Origin of the sequence: Pseudomonas putida, assembly GCF_028682175.1 — a bacterium.
Taxonomy (GTDB): Bacteria; Pseudomonadota; Gammaproteobacteria; order Pseudomonadales; family Pseudomonadaceae; genus Aquipseudomonas; species Aquipseudomonas putida_AD.
In genome coordinates this window covers 22,926-41,799 of the sequence record NZ_JANHKS010000030.1, presented here as the reverse complement: position 1 = coordinate 41,799, position 18,874 = coordinate 22,926, and the positions used below count along the sequence as shown (strand labels likewise).

Genomic DNA, 18,874 nt, shown 5'->3' with positions numbered 1-18,874 from the left:
CCCGCCTGCAGCGGGCGCGCCTTCGACTCAGCGCTTGATCCGGCCCTTGATGAAGGACAGTACATCGGCCACAGGCAGAACCTGGGCTTCAGACTCGGTGCGGCTCTTGTATTCCAGGTTGCCTTCGGCCAGGGAACGGTCGCTGACCACGATGCGGTGCGGGATGCCGATCAGTTCCATGTCCGCGAACTTGATGCCCGGGCTGGTTTTCTTGTCACGGTCGTCCAGCAGCACCTCAAAACCTGCGGCAGTCAGTTCTGCGTACAGTTTGTCAGTGGCTTCGCGCACGGCGTCGGTCTCGTAGCGCAGCGGTACCAGGGCGATCTGGAACGGTGCCAGTGCGTCACTCCAGATGATGCCGTTGTCGTCGTAGTTCTGCTCGATGGCGGCGGCCACCACGCGGGAGACACCGATACCGTAGCAGCCCATGGTCAGGGTCACAGGCTTGCCGTTATCGCCCAGAACCTGGCACTTCATCGCATCGCTGTACTTGGTGCCCAGCTGGAAGATGTGACCGACTTCGATGCCACGCTTGATGACCACTGTACCCTGGCCGTCCGGGCTTGGATCGCCCTCGACCACGTTACGCAGGTCGGCCACTTCCGGAACCGGCAGGTCGCGTTCCCAGTTCACGCCGAAGTAGTGCTTGTCATCGATGTTGGCACCGATGCCGAAGTCGCTCATCAGCTCGACGGAGCGGTCGATGATGCAAGGCAGCGGCAGGTTCAGCGGGCCGAGAGAGCCTGCACCCGCGCCAATGGCTGCGCGCAGTTCGGCTTCGCTGGCCATGACCAGCGGGCTGGCCACCAGTGGGTGGTTGGATGCCTTGATCTCGTTGAGTTCGTGGTCGCCACGAATGATCAGCGCGATCAGCTTGCCTTCCTCGGCGGCATGTACCACCAGGGTCTTGACGGTTTTCTCGATGGCCAGGCCGAACTGTTCGACCAGGGCTGCGATGGTCTTGGCGTCAGGGGTATCGACCAGGCGCAGTTCTTCAGTGGCGGCTGCGCGGGTCTTTTCGCGCGGGATCGCCTCGGCCTTCTCGATGTTGGCGGCGTAGTCGGAGGTATCGCTGAACACGATATCGTCCTCGCCCGATGCAGCCAGTACGTGGAACTCGTGGGAGCCGGCGCCGCCGATCGAGCCGTTGTCCGCGACTACAGGGCGGAAGTTCAGGCCCAGGCGGGTGAAGACGTTGCAGTACGCCTGATGCATGCGGTCGTAGGTTTCCTGCAGGGATTCCTGGGTCGCGTGGAAGGAGTAGGCGTCCTTCATGATGAACTCGCGACCGCGCATCAGGCCGAAGCGTGGACGGATCTCGTCACGGAATTTGGTCTGGATCTGGTACATGTTGATTGGCAGCTGTTTATAGCTGCTCAACTCGTTGCGAGCCAGATCCGTGATGACCTCTTCGTGGGTCGGGCCGGCGCAGAAGTCGCGATCATGGCGATCCTTCAGGCGCAGCAGCTCAGGCCCGTACTGTTCCCAGCGGCCTGATTCCTGCCACAGTTCGGCCGGCTGGATGCCGGGCATCAAGACTTCCAGCGCACCGGCCGCGTCCATTTCTTCACGCACGACCGCTTCGACCTTGCGCAGCACGCGCAGGCCCATCGGCAGCCAGGTGTAGAGGCCCGAAGCAAGTTTGCGGATCATGCCGGCACGAAGCATCAGCTGGTGGCTGATAACGACCGCATCGTTCGGCGTTTCTTTTTGTGTGGCGAGCAAATATTGACTGGTACGCATGGTCGGCCGTTGTCGGTTGCTGTGACTGGGAAATGACCTGGCATTGTACGGGGGTGATACGGTCGAGTACAGGGCGGGCGGGCGCTACAGCCTGTGGGATTTAGGGTTTTGCGGGCATGAAAAAGCCCGGCGCAAGGCCGGGCTTTTCTGTAACGAGTGTCAGACAGTGCGATTACAGGACCGAAATCGGGTAGTCGACGATCAGACGGAACTCGTTTACATCGCCTTCGCCCTCGTCCGTGTTGGCACGGTGGAACGCTTGACGGATGCGGAACGACAGGTCTTTGGCCGGGCCAGTCTGAACGACGTATTTGGCCTCGACGTTGGTCTCGTGGTGGCTACCGTCAGCACCGTACAGACCGGTATAGGTGCTGTTCGATGGGGTGTGGGTGCCGTCGATGTCGGTACCGCTGACGTAACGAGCCATGAAGCTCAGGCCTGGAACGCCGTACGGCGCCATGTTCAGGTCGTAGCGAGCTTGCCAGGATTTTTCACCCGGGGCGTTGAAGTCGGAGTATTGAATCGAGTTCGCCAGGAAGATCGAGTCGCCACCGCGGTTGTTGTCGCCGATACCGATGTAGTCGAATGGCGTGTCGCCGTTAACCTTCTGGAAAGCCAGGGTGACGGTGTGAGCAGCCAGGAACGAGTAGGCGGCGGACAGGGAGAAAGCGTTGTTGTTGATGTCGCCTGCTTTCTTGCTGCCGGTGTCCTGGGTGTTGTAGTAGTTGACGTCAAACGCCAGCGACTGGTCGCTGCCCAGTGGCAGGGTGTAGTTGACGTTACCGTAGTACTGGTTCCAGACGTCTTCGAGCTTGTTGTAGTAGAACGCAACGCCCAGGTCGTCGGTGACCGCGAACTTGCCGCCGCCGTAGGTGGCAGACTTGGAAGTCACGCCAGCGTAGGTAGCCCAGATGTCGCCGTTACGGTTGGTTTCGTCCTGGCTGGTGCCGGAAGTGAAGCGACCTGCTTCAACGTCCAGACCTTTGATCTCGCTGCTCTGCAGAGTGATACCAGTCGCGGTTTGTGGCAACAGACGGGAACCGCCCACTGCGAACACCGGGTTCTGCGGCTGCATGTCGCCGATTTTCAGTTCGGTTTTCGAGACGCGGAACTTAACAGCGCCACCGGCTTTGCCGAAGCTGTCTTCGTTGCGACCCTGGCTGTCGGTTACCAGGTTGCCGGAACCGGAGTATTTGTCGGAGCCGTCGAGCTTGAAGCCGGCATAGCCGAATGCGTCAACACCAACACCGATCAAGCCCTGGGTGTAGCCGGAGCTGAAAACACCCCAGAAACCCTGGGTCCAGTCCTTGTCGTCTACGGCACCGTTTTTCTTGTCACGGTTGTAGTAGTAGTTGCGGGCCTTGAGGTCCAGCTTGCTACCTTCAACAAAACCAGTTGCTTCGGACTGATCGCTTACGAATGCCGCAGCCGATGCCAATTGGGTACTGGCTGCAGTGACTGCCAGTGCGATTGCGCTCCACTTCATCACTCTCATCGTGACTTTGCTCCTTTGGTTTTAAGAAGAGTACTGCCGTCCACCTGTTTTTTTATCTGGCCGGCTTCTTTCTTTTTGGTGTCGGCGAAACTTATAGCACGCTGACATTATTGGCGATAGTTACGAACCCATCCTTTCGATTTCTTTACGACCCTGTCGCGATTTGCTCCGTCCAGGTCGCAATTGAACAGCTCCATATCCACCAGACGTACAACTACCGCAGTACTTTTCGACAGTCAGGATCCGCATCCGCAGTGGTGTGAACCCTGTCAATCCAAACGCCCCCAGGAGCTTGCTCGCCATTTTTTCTTTTCGACCGCCGCGCAGATCTCCGATCCGTGCTTTTGCGGTCCTGTGTGTGACAAAGCAACAACCGTGCACAAAGTTCCCGGAAATCTGAAAATTTTGTGGGAAAGCACCTAATGACATTGAGTTTTACCCATAAACCTATGATTTTTATGGAGAAAAAAATTTCAAAAAAATACTTTGCGGTGGCTGTGAGAATGAGATTACTACGCAAAAGTGTCACTGGCGTTACCTGTTACCGCGAGCAAGTGAGTAAAAGGCGGATAGGTGTTGCTGCGTATGTCTTCGGAGTGAGTCGTTTTGGTGCACGGCGGGGCGCTACCGCTTGATAATGGGACGGCGATTCATGACAAAAAACGGCACCTGCGCCCCATGCGTCGGTTGCGATGCACTGGGTTCAATTCAACTCATTGATACTGCTGAGAAAATCTGATGAATGAGCAGGGTGTTCGCGGACATTTACGCATGTGGCGCTTGCGTCAACTCAGTGCGCACCGCGCAAGCAATGCTGAGGCTGCTCTGCTGACCCGAAATCAACAGCAGTCGGGCAAACTGTTGCCAAACTGCAGCCCCGGCGTGATTCCCGGAGAATTCCCGAGTATCCTGCTCGGACTAATCAACTGTTTCTTCGGCGTGCGTCGAACGTCGGAAACTTAACCTTGCGATCAGGAGTTAATGCGTGTTCGTTCTGGACCAGCGTTTGTTAAATGACACTTTGCCAGTAGGTGATTTCCCGTTGTGCCGACTGTTACTGTCGAACGACTCGCAATACCCCTGGTTCATTCTGGTGCCGCGCCGGGCGGACATCAGTGAAGTGTTCCAGTTGTCCGGGAGCGAGCAGGCGCAGTTGTGGAAAGAAACCACCTTGTTGTCCGAAACCCTGGATCAACTGTTCGACGCTGACAAAATGAACGTCGCAGCGCTGGGCAACGTGGTCAGTCAGTTGCACATGCACGTCATCGTCCGGCACAAGGGCGATCCGGCGTGGCCTGCGCCGGTCTGGGGCAAGCACCCTGCGGTGCCGTACTCCCGGGAGCAGGCTGCCGAAGTCATCGCCCGGCTGAAGACGGTGCTCACTCAAGACTTCACCTTTGCGGAGACGCAGGCATGAACCTGGAAGAGCGGGTGATGGAACTGGAGAGCCGCCTGGCTTTTCAGGACGACACGATCCAGACGCTGAACGACGTGCTGGTGGCGCAACAACGCAGCGTCGAGCGCCTGCAACTGCAGATTGCCGCGCTGATCAAGCGCCAGGCCGAGATGGGCGGTCAGTTCGAGGCCGTCGAAGAAGAAGCGCCGCCACCTCACTACTGAGCATGGCAGGCATAAAAAAACCGCGCCTTGAGCGCGGTTTTTTTGTGGGTGACGATCAGCGGCGGGGAAGCGCCGCGATGACGTCTTCGGCCTGCAGGCCTTTATCGCGATTCATCACCGAGAACTCCACGCGCTGGCCTTCGACCAGTACGCGGTGGCCTTCACCGCGGATGGCGCGAAAGTGCACGAAAATATCATCGCCCGAGTCGCGGGAAATGAAGCCGAAGCCCTTGGAGGTGTTGAACCACTTCACGGTGCCGGTATCGCGTTGCCCCAGGTCGTGCTGCTGTGGCGCTGGCGAAGGGGAAGAACGGTAAAAGCTGACGGCCAGGTGCACGGCAACGGCAATCACTACCGCCAGCAGGCTGACCAGTACCGCTGGCTGGCCAGCGATGGTTTCGAGCGGGACGAGCAGGGTGAGGACTTGAAGCACGACGGCCAGCACCAGCAGCGCACTGACCAGGTTTTGCAATTGATGACGCGGGCCTTTGTTCCAGTATGGAATCACTGGTGCGAGCACCAGGTTGATCAGGCCAAAAAATGCCAGATAAAGAGCATCCGGCTGGGACAGGTAAGAAGACAAGGCTTCACTACGCAGGCTGGGTATGAATGACAGCAGCAGGGCAGCTGCGCCCGTTAGCAGGTGGACTATTTTCAACATTTGGATAACTCACATTTAAATTGGATCACGAGGAAACAGCCGACCACGGCCGGTACGCTTCAGAACAAAAGGAGGCGTGATGCACGATCGTTGGGTCAGCCTGCGCGCTACAGCCTGTTGGCACATCAGTAGCGACACAGCTGTATTTAACAGCAAAGGTGAGATCTACTCAAATCAAGCGCTTAGCACGGTTGATCGAAGGTGATGATGGCAAATCGTCACTTGTTTAACGATGGCGTCTGGAGGCCTGTTCCAGAGCATTCAGCAAAACCCTTGAGCGGATTTCAGCCAGGCGCAGACAAACCTGTTCCAGCGATGCTTCATACACACAGATGGCTGCGCCGCGGGTTGCACCTTGCTAGAGTGTTCGGCAGTTTTTGAAATAACCATCGTCATATAAAGAGGAAGAAGCATGGCTATCGATATCGGTATCAGTGAAGAAGACCGCAAGTCCATCGTGGACGGCCTTTCTCGCTTGTTGGCAGATACCTACGTGCTGTACCTGAAAACCCACAATTTTCACTGGAACGTCACCGGGCCGATGTTTCGCACCCTGCACCTGATGTTCGAGGAGCAGTACACGGAGCTTGCGCTGGCCGTTGACTCCATCGCCGAGCGGATTCGCGCATTGGGCTTCCCGGCGCCGGGTACCTACTCGACGTATGCCCGCCTGTCTTCGATCAAGGAAGAAGAGGGCGTGCCTGCCGCCGAAGACATGATCCGTTCCCTGGTCCAGGGCCAGGAGGCAGTGACCCGTACTGCCCGCGGGATCTTCCCGTTGCTGGACAAGGTCAGCGACGAGCCTACCGCCGACCTGCTGACCCAGCGCATGCAGGTGCATGAAAAAACCGCGTGGATGCTGCGCGCTATGCTCGAAGGCAAGTGATCGCAGGAGTGGGCGGCAGCCAATGCCGCCCACTCGACAGTAGTGCTGCTGACTCTTTTATTCATCTTTCGGTTCGGAGTGTTAGCAGGTAACTTTCGACGCTGAAACGATTGTTCACCCAGTATTTTCGTATCAACTATCATCTTGGTGATGGTACTCATTACCTGTTTTAAAACAGCGCAAAATACATATATAACGCCCTGCCTCTGATAGCGCTTTTTCGCCTCTTTATCCTCGCGATTCGCCCTGCAATTGAAGTCATCTCCTACGCCCCGTGGGCCCTGATTCTGCTGGTTAAGCCCCGGTTAATCGGGCTTGATACACGGGCTGTTTATTTGGTTTCAAATGTTTCGATTGCCGTGCTCTTGCGGCAACGAGGAGAAGTTCATGAGTCAAGACGCTATACGGGAGATCAGGGATGGCCATCGATGTCCCAAGGTACAGAATGTTCCGTTTGTCGAAAGTTTCAATATGGACCTGGCGCAGCCTCAGTCGCGCTCGGTGAGGCTCAATGGCCTGGCAACCTGCCTTCGCCTTGAGGGGGTGTACTGGAATATCCTGTCCGAGATCGCAAGTTATAACAGTTGCTCGGTCAATGCCGTTCTGTCTTATGTCGATCGGGAGGTTCACCTGCGTTATGGCGGCGTGAAGAACTTCAGTGGTTTGATTCGCGTGGTGTGTGTGACGCATCTGTTGCAGGCCGAGGGCCTGCAACTGTCGCCAGCGTGACCCCGGCAAGGCCCTAATTCCTGTGGGTCCGCCCCTTGCGGACCCGCTCCCGACGACAGTCGCCCGGCAGCGCAGGCCCCGCTGCGGGCGACTTCTTCATTCTCCGGTGGCAAGCGCGGCTGCACAGCCTTGATTAACCCTATATAATCCCCCGCCTTACCATGGCAGGCAGAAACCGACCGCCGGGTTGAACTGCATGCCAAGGCTCCTGCACCATTGCGCACTGGCGACGGGCGAGAGCTCCACCGAATTCCGAATTACGAGAAGTGAACAGACGACCATGATGCGCAGCCATTATTGCGGCCAACTGAACGAAAGCCTGGAAGGTCAGGAAATTACCCTTTGCGGATGGGTCCACCGCCGTCGCGACCACGGAGGGGTGATTTTCCTCGATATCCGCGATCGTGAAGGTCTGGCCCAGGTGGTTTTCGATCCTGATCGCGCTGACACATTCGCCATCGCGGACCGCGTTCGCAGTGAGTACGTCGTCAAGCTCACCGGCAAGGTGCGCGCGCGTCCTGCAGGCGCCGTCAACCCGAACATGGCTTCCGGCGCGATCGAAGTGCTGGGCTATGAACTGGAAGTGCTGAACGAGTCGGAAACCCCGCCGTTCCCGCTGAACGAATACTCCGACGTCGGCGAAGAGACTCGCCTGCGCTATCGCTTCATCGACCTGCGTCGCCCGGAAATGGCCGAGAAGCTGCGTCTGCGTTCGCGCATCACGTCCAGCATCCGCGGTTTCCTGGATGGCAACGGCTTCCTGGACGTCGAAACGCCCATCCTGACCCGTGCCACCCCTGAAGGTGCGCGTGACTACCTGGTGCCTAGCCGCACCCACGCCGGCAGTTTCTTCGCGCTGCCGCAATCGCCTCAGCTGTTCAAGCAACTGCTGATGGTCGCCGGCTTCGACCGTTACTACCAGATCGCCAAATGCTTCCGCGACGAAGACCTGCGTGCCGACCGTCAGCCTGAGTTCACTCAGATCGACATCGAGACCAGCTTCCTCGACGAAAAAGACATCATGGGTCTGACCGAGAGCATGATCCGCAAGCTGTTCAAGGAAGTCCTGGACCTGGAGTTCGGTGATTTCCCGCACATGACTTTCGAAGAAGCCATGCGCCGCTACGGTTCCGACAAGCCTGACTTGCGCAACCCGCTGGAACTGGTCGACGTCGCCGACCAGCTCAAGGAAGTTGAATTCAAGGTCTTCAGCGGCCCTGCCAACGACCCGAAATGCCGCGTGACCGCACTGCGCGTTCCAGGCGGCGCGAGCATGCCGCGCAGCAAGATCGACGACTACACCAAGTTCGTCGGCATCTACGGCGCACGTGGCCTGGCTTACATCAAGGTCAACGAGCGCGCCAAGGGCGTCGAAGGCCTGCAGTCGCCTATCGTCAAGAACATCCCCGAGGCCAACCTGAACGTGATCCTGGATCGCGTTGGCGCGGTCGACGGCGACATCGTGTTCTTCGGTGCCGACAAGTTCAAGATCGTCAGCGAAGCCCTGGGCGCACTGCGTATCAAGCTGGGTCACGACCTGGACCTGCTGACCTGCGAGTGGGCGCCGATGTGGGTCGTCGACTTCCCGATGTTCGAAGAGAACGACGACGGCAGCTTCTCTGCGCTGCACCACCCGTTCACTGCGCCGAAGTGCTCGCCTGAAGAGCTGGAAGCCAACCCGGCCACCGCTCTGTCGCGCGCCTACGACATGGTCCTGAACGGCACCGAGCTGGGTGGCGGTTCGATCCGTATCCACCGCAAGGAAATGCAACAGGCGGTCTTCCGTCTGCTGGGTATCGCCGAAGACGAGCAGCAGGAGAAGTTCGGCTTCCTGCTCGACGCCCTGAAGTATGGTGCACCGCCGCACGGTGGCCTGGCATTCGGTCTGGACCGTCTGGTCATGCTGATGACTGGCGCCCAGTCGATTCGTGAAGTCATTGCCTTCCCGAAAACCCAGAGCGCTGCCGACGTCATGACCCAGGCACCGGGCGTCGTCGATGCCAAGGCGCTGCGCGAACTGCACATCCGCCTGCGCGAGACGCCAAAGGCCGAGTGATGCAAGGCAGGGCAGGGCGGAGTTCTCCGGGATTTCGCACTGCCTGCCGCGCCCGTATCGGGCAAGAATTCGAGTGAAGCGTCCTCGTTCGAGCAATCGGCGAGGGCGTTCGTGTTTCAAGGTTTGGAGCGTTTTATGGCTGGTCATTCCAAGTGGGCGAACATCAAGCACCGCAAAGAGCGTCAGGATGCCAAGAAAGGCAAGATCTTCACCAAGTGGATTCGTGAACTGACGGTTGCTGCCCGTCAGGGTGGTGGTGATCCGGCGTCCAACCCGCGCCTGCGCCTGGCGCAGGACAAGGCGCTTGGCGCCAACATGAGCCGTGACATCATCGATCGCGCCATTGCCCGGGGAGCCGGTGCTGCCGATGCCGACGACATGGTCGAGCTGGGTTACGAAGGTTACGGTCCGGGCGGTGTGGCGGTGATGGTCGAAACCATGACCGACAACCGCAACCGCACTGCCGCGGCGGTGCGCCATGCGTTCAGCAAGTGCGGCGGTAACCTGGGCACCGACGGTTCGGTTGCGTACCTGTTCGAGCGCAAGGGGCAGATTTCCTACGCGCCCGGCGTCGACGAAGACGCGTTGATGGAAGCGGCCATGGAGGCTGATGCCGACGACGTCGTGACCCACGAGGATGGTTCCATTGACGTCTTCACCTCGTTCGCCGGTTTCTATGCCGTGCGCAACGCGCTGGAGGCGGCGGGCTTCACGGCGGCGGATGCGGAAATCGTGATGCAGCCGACCACCAGCGCGGTGCTGGATCTGGAAATGGCTGAAAAGGTGCTCAAGCTGATCGACATGCTTGAGGACCTGGACGACGTACAGAACGTCTATTCCAACGCGGAAATCCCTGATGAGGTGATGGAGCAGTTGGGCTGACCGTCACTCTTTTCGGGTTTTGAGGCCGGAGGCACGAAGCGTCGATTCGATCAGCGCTATCGGTCTCCGGCTTCTGCCTTTAAGCTGCGTTCAATTGTGCGCGTCCCTCTTCAAGCTGCAGGCGTTATGACTTTAATTCTAGGTATCGACCCAGGTTCGCGGATCACCGGTTTCGGTGTGGTGCGGGACACGGGGCGGGGTTGCGAGTACGTGGCTTCGGGCTGCATCCGCACCGGCAGTGGTTTGTTGCACGAACGGTTGCAGATCGTTTATCGCGGCGTGCGTGAGGTGATCCAGACCTACGGGCCGGTGACCATGGGCATCGAGAAGGTGTTCATGGCCCGCAACCCGGACTCTGCGCTCAAGCTGGGCCAGGCGCGAGGGGCTGCCATCGTGGCGGGCGCCGAGGAAAGCCTGGAGATCGCCGAATACACCGCGACCCAGGTCAAGCAGGCGGTGGCAGGGACGGGCGGCGCCAACAAGGATCAGGTGATGATGATGGTCATGCACCTGCTCAAGTTGACCAAGAAGCCTCAGGTAGACGCCTCGGACGCATTGGCGATTGCCTTGTGCCATGCTCATACCCGTTCCAGCCTGATCCCCCATGGCCTGAACACCGCACGCAGCCGTGGCGGCCGCTTGCGGCTCTGATAGCATCATTCGCTCATAAATTTTTACTTGCAGCTCACACGAGTCCTGCAAACATGGCGGCCAGGGTTCAGCCCTGTCTCTTGCAGTGACGGGCTACTGGAAAGGATCTGATACGTGATTGGACGTTTACGCGGCACGCTCGCCGAGAAACAGCCGCCGCACCTGGTGCTGGATGTCAACGGCGTGGGTTATGAAGTCGAAGTGCCCATGACCACGCTTTATCGTCTGCCCCATGTCGGCGAGACGGTGACCCTGCACACCCACCTGGTGGTTCGCGAGGACGCGCACCTGCTGTTCGGCTTCTATGAAAAGCGTGACCGCGAGATGTTCCGCGAGCTGATCCGCCTCAACGGCGTGGGCCCCAAGCTTGCGCTGGCGCTGATGTCCACGCTTGAGGTCGATGAACTGGTGCGTTGCGTCCAGGCGCAGGACACCTCCGCGCTGACCCGGGTGCCGGGTGTCGGCAAGAAGACCGCCGAGCGCCTGCTGGTCGAGCTCAAGGACCGCTTCAAGGCCTGGGACGCGTTGCCAGGCGCTTTCACGCTGGTTTCCGAAGGGCCGGGTACACCATTGCCGGTGGCGACCGCCGAGTCGGATGCGATCAGTGCGCTGGTGTCCCTGGGCTACAAGCCGCAGGAAGCCAGCAAGGCGATCACGGCCATCAAGGACAAGAATCTGAGCAGCGAAGATCTGATTCGTCGCGCACTCAAGGGGATGTTGTAAGTGATCGAAGCCGACCGCCTGATCGCCGCCACCGGGCGCGACCGAGACGAGCAACTGGACCGGGCCATTCGCCCTCTGAGCCTTGCCGACTACATCGGCCAGCCCACCGTGCGCGAGCAGATGGAGCTGTTCATCCAGGCCGCCCGCGGGCGCAACGAAGCGCTGGACCATACCCTGATCTTCGGCCCGCCCGGCCTTGGCAAGACCACCCTGGCCAACATCATTGCCCAGGAAATGTCCGTCTCGATCAAGAGCACCTCGGGCCCTGTGCTGGAGCGTCCGGGTGACCTGGCCGCGATCCTGACCAACCTGGAACCGCACGATGTGCTGTTCATCGACGAAATCCACCGCTTGTCGCCCATCGTCGAGGAGGTTTTGTACCCCGCGATGGAGGACTTCCAGCTGGACATCATGATCGGTGAGGGCCCTGCTGCGCGCTCGATCAAGCTCGACCTGCCGCCGTTCACCCTGGTGGGCGCGACTACCCGTGCGGGCATGCTGACCAACCCGCTGCGTGACCGCTTCGGTATCGTGCAGCGTCTGGAGTTCTACAGCATCGCCGACCTGTCCACGATCGTGTCCCGTTCCGCGGGTATCCTGGGCTTGCCCATCGAGGACGAGGGGGCGTTCGAAATCGCCCGTCGTGCTCGCGGTACGCCGCGGATCGCCAACCGCCTGTTGCGCCGTGTGCGCGATTTCGCCGAGGTCCGTGGAAAAGGCCAGATCACCAAGGCCATCGCCGACCAGGCATTGAACCTGCTGGATGTCGATGAACGCGGTTTCGATCATCAGGACCGGCGTTTGCTGTTGACCATGATTGAGAAGTTCGATGGCGGTCCGGTGGGTGTCGACAACCTCGCGGCGGCGATCAGTGAAGAGCGACACACCATCGAGGACGTTCTGGAACCCTATTTGATCCAGCAAGGCTATATGATGCGCACACCTCGTGGCCGTATGGTCACCCGGCACGCGTATCTGCACTTCGGCCTGAACATCCCTTCGCGGATGGGCGAGCGCCCGGTGCCGGACGAACTGGCCGACGATGCCGACGAATAAATTCGGTTCGGACCGATTTATTCAGGCGTTTGATGGTCTGACGGGCAGTCACGGCAATGTGATGCCGGTCTTGTGGTTAAAAAACGATGAAAAACAGTTGCCTGGCCGGATTGGCAACCTGAGGAGTAAGCACTAGAGTATGCGCGCGCAAAACGGGGCTCAGTCGTTCGCACATCGCTGTCGCGTTTATTACGAGGACACCGATGCTGGCGGCGTCGTCTACTACGTCAATTACCTGAAATTCATGGAACGGGCTCGAACCGAGCGTCTGCGGGAATTGGGCTTTGCCCAGTCCGCGATGGCCGGCGACGAGAACCTGTTGTTCGTCGTGCATTCCAGTGAGGCGCGGTATCACAGCCCGGCACGCCTGGACGACGAGCTGCTGGTCAGCGCCGAAGTGATCGAATTGAACCGTGCCAGCCTGCGCTTTCAGCAAAGCGTCAGGCGGGCTGCGGATAATGTACTGCTCTGCGAGGGGCAGTTTTTGGTGGCGTGTGTGCGCGCCGATAGTTTCAAACCCCGGGCCATTCCCGAAACTCTGCGCGCGGCCTTTGCCGGCCAGGGCGGCGCGGGTACACATTCAGAGCAGGAGATACAGCGTGGAAGCTAACGTCGTCGACCATACCTCCATGTGGAGTTTGGTCAGCAATGCCAGCGTGGTGGTTCAGTTGGTGATGCTGATCCTGGTGGCCGCATCGGTCACCTCGTGGATCATGATTTTTCAGCGCAGCGCCATGCTGCGTGCCGGCCGTCGTGCGCTGGACACCTTCGAGGAGCGTTTCTGGTCGGGTATCGACCTGTCCAAGCTGTACCGTCAGGCCGGCAGCAACCCTGATCCGGATTCGGGCGTCGAACAGATCTTCCGTGCAGGCTTCAAGGAATTCTCCCGTCTGCGCCAGCAGCCTGGCGTTGACCCTGACGCGGTGATGGAAGGCGTGGCGCGTGCCATGCGCGTAGCCATCTCTCGCGAAGAAGAGAAGCTGGAGCAGAGCCTGCCGTTCCTGGCCACCGTCGGTTCCACCAGCCCGTACGTGGGTCTGTTCGGCACCGTGTGGGGGATCATGAACTCCTTCCGTGGCCTGGCCACCGCACAGCAGGCCACCCTGGCAACCGTTGCCCCGGGTATCGCCGAAGCACTGATCGCGACCGCCATCGGTCTGTTCGCCGCAATTCCTGCAGTAATCGCCTACAACCGTTTTGCCGCCCGTGGCGAGAACCTGATTGGCCGTTACTACACATTCGCCGATGAATTCCAGGCGATCCTGCACCGTAAAGTGCACACCAGCGAAGACTAAGCAGGTATTTCCAAATGGCTTTAATCGCTCGCGGCCGACGCGGCAAACGCAAGCCGGTCGCCGAAATGAACGTGGTGCCTTACATCGACGTGATGCTGGTGCTGCTGGTCATCTTCATGGTGACCGCGCCCATGATTAACCAGGGCGTGAAGGTCGATCTGCCCAAGGTCTCCAGCGAGGCCTTGCCGCAGGACAACAACAACCAGGTCCTGACCATTTCGATCAAGGCTGACAAGACCTATTACTGGAACCTTGGCAGCGAAGTCGACACCGACAAGCAGATGGACAAGGCCATGACCTTGCCGCAGCTGACCAGCGCCGTGACCAAGATCATCGCTGCCGGCCGTGAAGCCGGCAAGCAGACCCAGGTGTTCATTCGCGGTGACAAATCCGTCGATTACGGTGCCGTCATGGGCACCATGGGCGGGTTGCAGAAGGCCGGGGTCGGGAACGTTGGTCTGATTACCGAGGCGCCCTGATGCAGCCGATTCGAGAGCCATCAGCCTCGGAAAGCTACTTCTGGCCGTCTGTCTGGGCCGTGGCCCTGCACGTCCTGATTTTTGGTCTGTTGTTCGTAAGCTTTGCCATGACACCCGAGCTGCCTGAAGCCAGGCCCATCGTCCAGGCAACGCTCTATCAGTTGAAGTCCAAGAGCCAGGCGACCACCCAGACCAACCAGAAGCTAGCTGGCGAGGCTAAGAAAGCCGCTGCACGACAGACCGAAGTCGAGCAGATGGAGCAGAAGAAAGTCGAGCAAGAGGCAATCAAGGCGGCGGAACAAAAGAAAGCCGATGCCGCTCAAAAGGCCGAGGAACAGAAGGCCGAGGAAGCGAAGAAGGCGGAAGAAGCGAAAAAGGCCGATGACGCCAAGAAAGCCGAAGCCAAAAAAGCCGACGACGCCAAGAAAGCCGCCGAAGAGAAACAATTGGCTGATATAGCCAAGAAGAAAGCTGAAGACGACGCGAAGAAGAAAGCCGAGGAAGACGCCAAGCGCGCGGCTGCCGAGGAAGCCAAGAAACAGGCTGCCGAGGATGCCAAGAAGCAGGCTGCTGAAGACGCGAAGAAAAAGGCTGCCGAAGACGCGAAGAAAAAAGCGGCTGAGGATGCCAAGAAAAAGGCTGCCGAGGACGCCAAGAAGAAGGCCCAGGACGCTGCCCGTAAATCGGCGGAAGACAAGAAGGCGCAAGCACTGGCCGACCTGCTCTCCGACAAGCCGGAACGCCAACAGGCGCTGGCCGATGAACGTGGTGACGAGGTTGCGGGTAACTTCGACGATCTGATCCGCTCGCGAGCTGCCGAAGGCTGGGCACGTCCCCCTTCAGCGCGCAAGGGCATGACAGTGGTGTTGCAGATTGCCATGCTGCCGGACGGCACGATCACTTCGGTGAGCGTGGCCAAATCCAGTGGCGATGGTCCGTTCGACAGTTCGGCGGTAGCAGCGGTCAAGAACATTGGTCGTTTGACAGAGATGCAGGGGCTGAAACCTTCGGATTTCGCACCTTACCGGTCATTCAAGATGACATTCACACCTGAGGATCTAGCCTTGTGATTAACCTTCTTCGAGGATTGCTTGTCGTTCTGTGTTGCGCAGCGGGTTTCGCCGCTGCCGACGAAAAGAACATTCTGGTCACCAGCGGCAGCGACCGTGCCACGCCTATCGCAGTCGTGCCTTTCGGCCTGCAGGGCGGTAGCGTCCTGCCGGAAGACATGGCCCAGATCATCAGCAACGACTTGCTGAACTCTGGCTACTACTCGCCTATTCCAAAGGAAAACATGATCAGCCAGCCGAGCCAGGCCAGCGAAGTCATCTTCCGCGACTGGAAAGCACTGGGCGCGCAGTACGTGATGGTTGGCAGCATCGTGCCATCGGGCGGTCGCCTGCAGGTGCAGTACGCACTGTTCAACGTGGCCACCGAGCAGCAAGTGCTGACCGGCAATGTGTCGGGTACCACCGACCAACTGCGTGACATGGCGCACTACATCTCCGACCAGTCGTTCGAAAAACTGACCGGTATCAAGGGTGCGTTCTCCACGCGCATGCTGTACGTCACCGCCGAACGTTTCGGTGGTAACAACACGCGCTACACCCTGCAGCGTTCGGACTACGACGGTGCCCGCGCAGTGACCCTGCTGCAGTCCCGCGAGCCGATCCTGTCGCCGCGTTTCGCGCCGGATGGCAAGCGCATTGCCTATGTATCGTTCGAACAGAAGCGTCCGCGCATCTTCGTTCAACACATCGACACTGGCCGTCGTGAGCAGATCACCAACTTCGAAGGCCTGAACGGCGCACCTGCGTGGTCCCCGGACGGCAGCAAGCTGGCCATGGTTCTGTCCAAGGACGGCAACCCGGAAATTTATGTGATGAACCTGGCTTCGCGTCAGCTTTCGCGAGTCACCAATGATTCGTCCATCGATACCGAACCTTTCTTCGGTAAAGATGGCTCGACCATCTACTTCACATCCGATCGTGGTGGCAAACCACAGATCTATAAAACGAGCATTAACGGTGGCGGCGCTGAACGCGTCACTTTCATCGGTAACTACAATGCCAACCCTAAGTTGTCGGCTGATGAAAAGACGCTGGTCATGATCCATCGTCAAGATGGCTTCACAAACTTCAAGGTAGCAGCCCAGGATTTGCAGCGCGGTAGCGTAAAAATCCTTACAGACAGCAACCTTGATGAGTCGCCTACTGTTGCGCCCAACGGCACCATGGTAATCTACGCCACCCGCCAGCAGGGCCGGGGAGTCTTGATGCTCGTGTCCATTAATGGACGCGTAAGGCTCCCGCTTCCTACCGCTCAAGGCGAAGTCAGAGAACCTTCCTGGTCCCCTTACCTGAACTGACGCGGCGCTTTACGTTTTACTTAACACACTGGGGTTCATTAGGAGTTTCACGATGGAAATGCTGAAGTTTGGTAAATTTGCTGCGCTGGCTCTGGCCATGGCTGTAGCTGTAGGTTGCTCGTCCAAAGGCGGCGACAATGCCGGTCAAGGCGCTGCTGTAGATCCAAACGCTGGTTACGGCGCAAACACCGGTGCCGTTGATGGCTCCCTGAGCGAAGAAGCTGCTCTGCGCGCAATCACCACTTTCTACTTCGAATACGACAGTTCTGACCTGAAGCCAGAAGCCATGCGCGCTCTGGACGTTCACGCCAAGGACCTGAAAGCCAACGGCGCTCGCGTCGTTCTGGAAGGCAACACCGACGAACGCGGTACTCGCGAGTACAACCTGGCACTGGGCGAGCGTCGTGCGAAAGCCGTTCAGCGCTACCTGGTTCTGCAAGGCGTATCGCCAGCTCAGCTGGAACTGGTTTCCTACGGTGAAGAGCGTCCAGTTGCTACCGGCAACGACGAGCAATCCTGGGCTCAAAACCGTCGCGTCGAACTGCGTAAGTAATTTGACATGCGAACGTGCCGCCGTGCTTTAACCGTTTTGGCTCTCACCCTTCCTCTTGCAGCGATGGGTGCGGTTCCTGTGGTCGATGACAACTCTGGCTCCGCTGGCAGCAGTTATCCGCCATCGGGTTATGGTACGGCGGGCGCCTACGCCGGAGGCGGGGCTACGGCCCAGCCTTCGGCGCAAGGTCAGCTGTTCATGCAGTTGCAGCAAATGCAGGATGAAATTTCGCGCTTGCGCGGAATCGTCGAAGTCCAGCAGAACGATATCCAGCAGATGAAGCAGGAAGCGCTGGATCGTTACAAGGACCTTGACTCCCGCATCGGAGCTGGCGGCGCACCTGCCGCACCAGCTGCCAACAATTCTGCATCCGACGGCGGCGTCAATGCCGGCGGAGCACCCGCAGCACCTGCCGCAGGCGCTGGTGGTCAAGTACCGCAAACCAGCACCGAGCCTGGTGATCCGGCGAAAGAAAAGCTCTACTACGACGCTGCCTTCGACCTCATCAAGGCCAAGGATTTCGACAAGGCCAGCCAGGCGTTCTCGGCTTTCCTGCGCAAATACCCCAACAGCCAGTACGCGGGCAACGCCCAATACTGGCTGGGTGAGGTGAACCTGGCCAAGGGCGACCTTCAAGGTGCCGGCCAGGCCTTCGCCAAAGTGAGCCAGTTGTACCCAAAGCACGCCAAGGTGCCTGACTCGCTCTACAAGCTGGCAGATGTCGAGCGTCGCCTGGGTCACACCGACAAGGTCAAAGGCATTCTGCAACAAGTCGTTGCCCAGTACCCCGGTACTTCGGCGGCTCAACTGGCTCAACGGGACCTTCAGCGTCTCTGATTGCCAGCCAGCTTGACCCTTGATTCAAGAAAGCCGCGCGTTGCGCGGCTTTTTTCGTTAGAATCTCGCACCCGAAATTCCGGTATTGATTACGCTTTTGTAGATTCTGCGAGCGCAGGGTGTACAAAAGTGCCTGACGGAGGCGGATGGCCTGTTTAGCCGTTACGCCCGTGGCCCATATGCAAGACACATTACGCATCACCGAAGTCTTTTACTCTTTGCAGGGTGAAACGCGCACGGCAGGCTTGCCTACCGTTTTTGTGCGCCTCACTGGCTGCCCATTGCGCTGCGGCTACTGCGACAGCGAATACGCCTTTAGCGGCGGCACCATCCAGACCCTCGACTCGCTCATGGAGCAGGTTGCCAGCTATCGCCCGCGCTATGTCTGCGTCACGGGCGGTGAGCCCCTGGCCCAGCCCAATGCCATCCCGTTGCTCGAGCGACTGTGCGATGCCGGCTACGAGGTGTCCCTGGAAACCAGCGGTGCGCTGGACATCTCCAAAGTCGATCCCCGTGTCAGTCGCGTCGTCGACCTGAAGACACCGGGTTCGAAAGAGGTGGCGCGCAATCGCTATGAAAACATCGAGCTGCTGACACCCAACGATCAGGTCAAGTTCGTGATCTGCTCCCGCGAGGACTACGACTGGGCGGTTTCCAAGCTGATCCAGTACGGCCTGGAGCGTCGTGCCGGTGAGGTGCTGTTCTCGCCGGTTGCCCATGACCTGCGCCCGCGGGACCTGGCGGACTGGATCGTGGCGGATAGCCTGCCGGTCCGAATGCAGCTGCAATTGCACAAGATTCTCTGGGACGATGAGCCGGGACGCTGACATGAGTGAACAC

General features: G+C 59.0%; 20 protein-coding genes and 1 pseudogene. 17 read left to right on the top strand and 4 right to left on the bottom strand.

What is annotated here, in order from left to right:
* Positions 1-27: 27 nt before the first annotated feature.
* Both NPS29_RS19490 and NPS29_RS19485 read right to left on the bottom strand, forming a co-directional pair.
* The gene (locus tag NPS29_RS19490; RefSeq protein ID WP_274134410.1) at positions 28-1,743 is read right to left on the bottom strand and encodes a proline--tRNA ligase; all 1,716 of its coding nucleotides are present in this window, start codon (positions 1,741-1,743) and stop codon (positions 28-30) included.
* Between the two features lie 172 nt (positions 1,744-1,915).
* Entirely contained in the window at positions 1,916-3,238 is a 1,323-nt protein-coding gene (locus NPS29_RS19485; RefSeq protein ID WP_274134408.1) for an OprD family porin, read from the bottom strand.
* Between the two features lie 985 nt (positions 3,239-4,223).
* On the opposite strand from NPS29_RS19485, the gene NPS29_RS19480 reads away from it, so the two are divergent.
* The gene (locus NPS29_RS19480) at positions 4,224-4,655 is read left to right on the top strand and encodes an HIT family protein (RefSeq protein WP_274134406.1); all 432 of its coding nucleotides are present in this window, start codon (positions 4,224-4,226) and stop codon (positions 4,653-4,655) included.
* Positions 4,652-4,858, top strand: a complete 207-nt coding sequence (locus tag NPS29_RS19475) for a SlyX family protein (protein ID WP_274134404.1) — start codon at positions 4,652-4,654, stop codon at positions 4,856-4,858. The genes NPS29_RS19480 and NPS29_RS19475 overlap by 4 nt, the downstream gene beginning before the upstream one ends.
* 55 nt (positions 4,859-4,913) lie before the next feature.
* Here the strand turns inward: NPS29_RS19475 and NPS29_RS28940 are convergent, their stop codons facing one another.
* Both NPS29_RS28940 and NPS29_RS28935 read right to left on the bottom strand, forming a co-directional pair.
* Entirely contained in the window at positions 4,914-5,135 is a 222-nt protein-coding gene (locus NPS29_RS28940; protein ID WP_218568412.1) for a cold shock domain-containing protein, read from the bottom strand.
* 60 nt (positions 5,136-5,195) lie between these two features.
* A pseudogene (locus NPS29_RS28935) lies at positions 5,196-5,519 on the bottom strand (cold shock domain-containing protein membrane protein); the annotation flags it as partial.
* 412 nt (positions 5,520-5,931) lie between these two features.
* On the opposite strand from NPS29_RS28935, the gene NPS29_RS19465 reads away from it, so the two are divergent.
* The 15 genes from NPS29_RS19465 (at position 5,932) to queE (ending at position 18,861) form a co-directional block, all read left to right on the top strand.
* Positions 5,932-6,405 (top strand): Dps family protein, encoded by a 474-nt coding sequence (locus NPS29_RS19465; RefSeq protein WP_274134400.1) that lies wholly within the window; start codon positions 5,932-5,934, stop codon positions 6,403-6,405.
* Positions 6,406-6,792: 387 nt separating this feature from the next.
* Complete coding sequence (locus tag NPS29_RS19460; protein WP_274134398.1) at positions 6,793-7,134, top strand: ribbon-helix-helix domain-containing protein; 342 nt, start codon at positions 6,793-6,795, stop codon at positions 7,132-7,134.
* 280 nt (positions 7,135-7,414) lie between these two features.
* The gene (aspS, locus tag NPS29_RS19455) at positions 7,415-9,190 is read left to right on the top strand and encodes an aspartate--tRNA ligase (protein WP_274134396.1); all 1,776 of its coding nucleotides are present in this window, start codon (positions 7,415-7,417) and stop codon (positions 9,188-9,190) included.
* 135 nt (positions 9,191-9,325) lie between these two features.
* Positions 9,326-10,072, top strand: a complete 747-nt coding sequence (locus NPS29_RS19450; protein ID WP_274134395.1) for a YebC/PmpR family DNA-binding transcriptional regulator — start codon at positions 9,326-9,328, stop codon at positions 10,070-10,072.
* Positions 10,073-10,198: 126 nt separating this feature from the next.
* Positions 10,199-10,723, top strand: coding sequence for a crossover junction endodeoxyribonuclease RuvC (gene ruvC / locus NPS29_RS19445; RefSeq protein ID WP_110947335.1), 525 nt, complete (start codon positions 10,199-10,201; stop codon positions 10,721-10,723).
* A gap of 114 nt (positions 10,724-10,837) precedes the next feature.
* Positions 10,838-11,446, top strand: a complete 609-nt coding sequence (ruvA, locus tag NPS29_RS19440; RefSeq protein ID WP_274134391.1) for a Holliday junction branch migration protein RuvA — start codon at positions 10,838-10,840, stop codon at positions 11,444-11,446.
* The gene (ruvB, locus tag NPS29_RS19435) at positions 11,447-12,502 is read left to right on the top strand and encodes a Holliday junction branch migration DNA helicase RuvB (protein ID WP_274134389.1); all 1,056 of its coding nucleotides are present in this window, start codon (positions 11,447-11,449) and stop codon (positions 12,500-12,502) included.
* A 139-nt stretch (positions 12,503-12,641) separates the two neighbouring features.
* Positions 12,642-13,112, top strand: a complete 471-nt coding sequence (gene ybgC, locus NPS29_RS19430; RefSeq protein ID WP_274134387.1) for a tol-pal system-associated acyl-CoA thioesterase — start codon at positions 12,642-12,644, stop codon at positions 13,110-13,112.
* Positions 13,102-13,797 carry a protein TolQ gene (gene tolQ, locus NPS29_RS19425; RefSeq protein ID WP_274134386.1) on the top strand — a complete coding sequence of 232 codons (696 nt, stop codon included), beginning with the start codon at positions 13,102-13,104 and terminating at the stop codon, positions 13,795-13,797. The genes ybgC and tolQ overlap by 11 nt, the downstream gene beginning before the upstream one ends.
* Before the next feature lie 23 nt (positions 13,798-13,820).
* A complete protein-coding gene (gene tolR / locus NPS29_RS19420; RefSeq protein WP_274134464.1) occupies positions 13,821-14,276 on the top strand; it encodes a protein TolR in 456 nt (151 codons plus the stop codon).
* Positions 14,276-15,346, top strand: a complete 1,071-nt coding sequence (gene tolA / locus NPS29_RS19415) for a cell envelope integrity protein TolA (protein ID WP_274134384.1) — start codon at positions 14,276-14,278, stop codon at positions 15,344-15,346. Before tolR ends, tolA begins: the two co-directional genes overlap by 1 nt.
* On the top strand, positions 15,343-16,644 hold the full coding sequence (tolB, locus tag NPS29_RS19410) for a Tol-Pal system beta propeller repeat protein TolB (protein WP_274134382.1): 1,302 nt from the start codon (positions 15,343-15,345) through the stop codon (positions 16,642-16,644). The genes tolA and tolB overlap by 4 nt, the downstream gene beginning before the upstream one ends.
* A gap of 52 nt (positions 16,645-16,696) precedes the next feature.
* Positions 16,697-17,197 carry a peptidoglycan-associated lipoprotein Pal gene (gene pal, locus NPS29_RS19405; RefSeq protein WP_074752666.1) on the top strand — a complete coding sequence of 167 codons (501 nt, stop codon included), beginning with the start codon at positions 16,697-16,699 and terminating at the stop codon, positions 17,195-17,197.
* Between the two features lie 6 nt (positions 17,198-17,203).
* Positions 17,204-18,034 (top strand): tol-pal system protein YbgF, encoded by an 831-nt coding sequence (gene ybgF, locus NPS29_RS19400; RefSeq protein ID WP_274134378.1) that lies wholly within the window; start codon positions 17,204-17,206, stop codon positions 18,032-18,034.
* 179 nt (positions 18,035-18,213) lie between these two features.
* Positions 18,214-18,861, top strand: a complete 648-nt coding sequence (gene queE, locus NPS29_RS19395) for a 7-carboxy-7-deazaguanine synthase QueE (RefSeq protein WP_274134377.1) — start codon at positions 18,214-18,216, stop codon at positions 18,859-18,861.
* Positions 18,862-18,874: the final 13 nt, after the last annotated feature.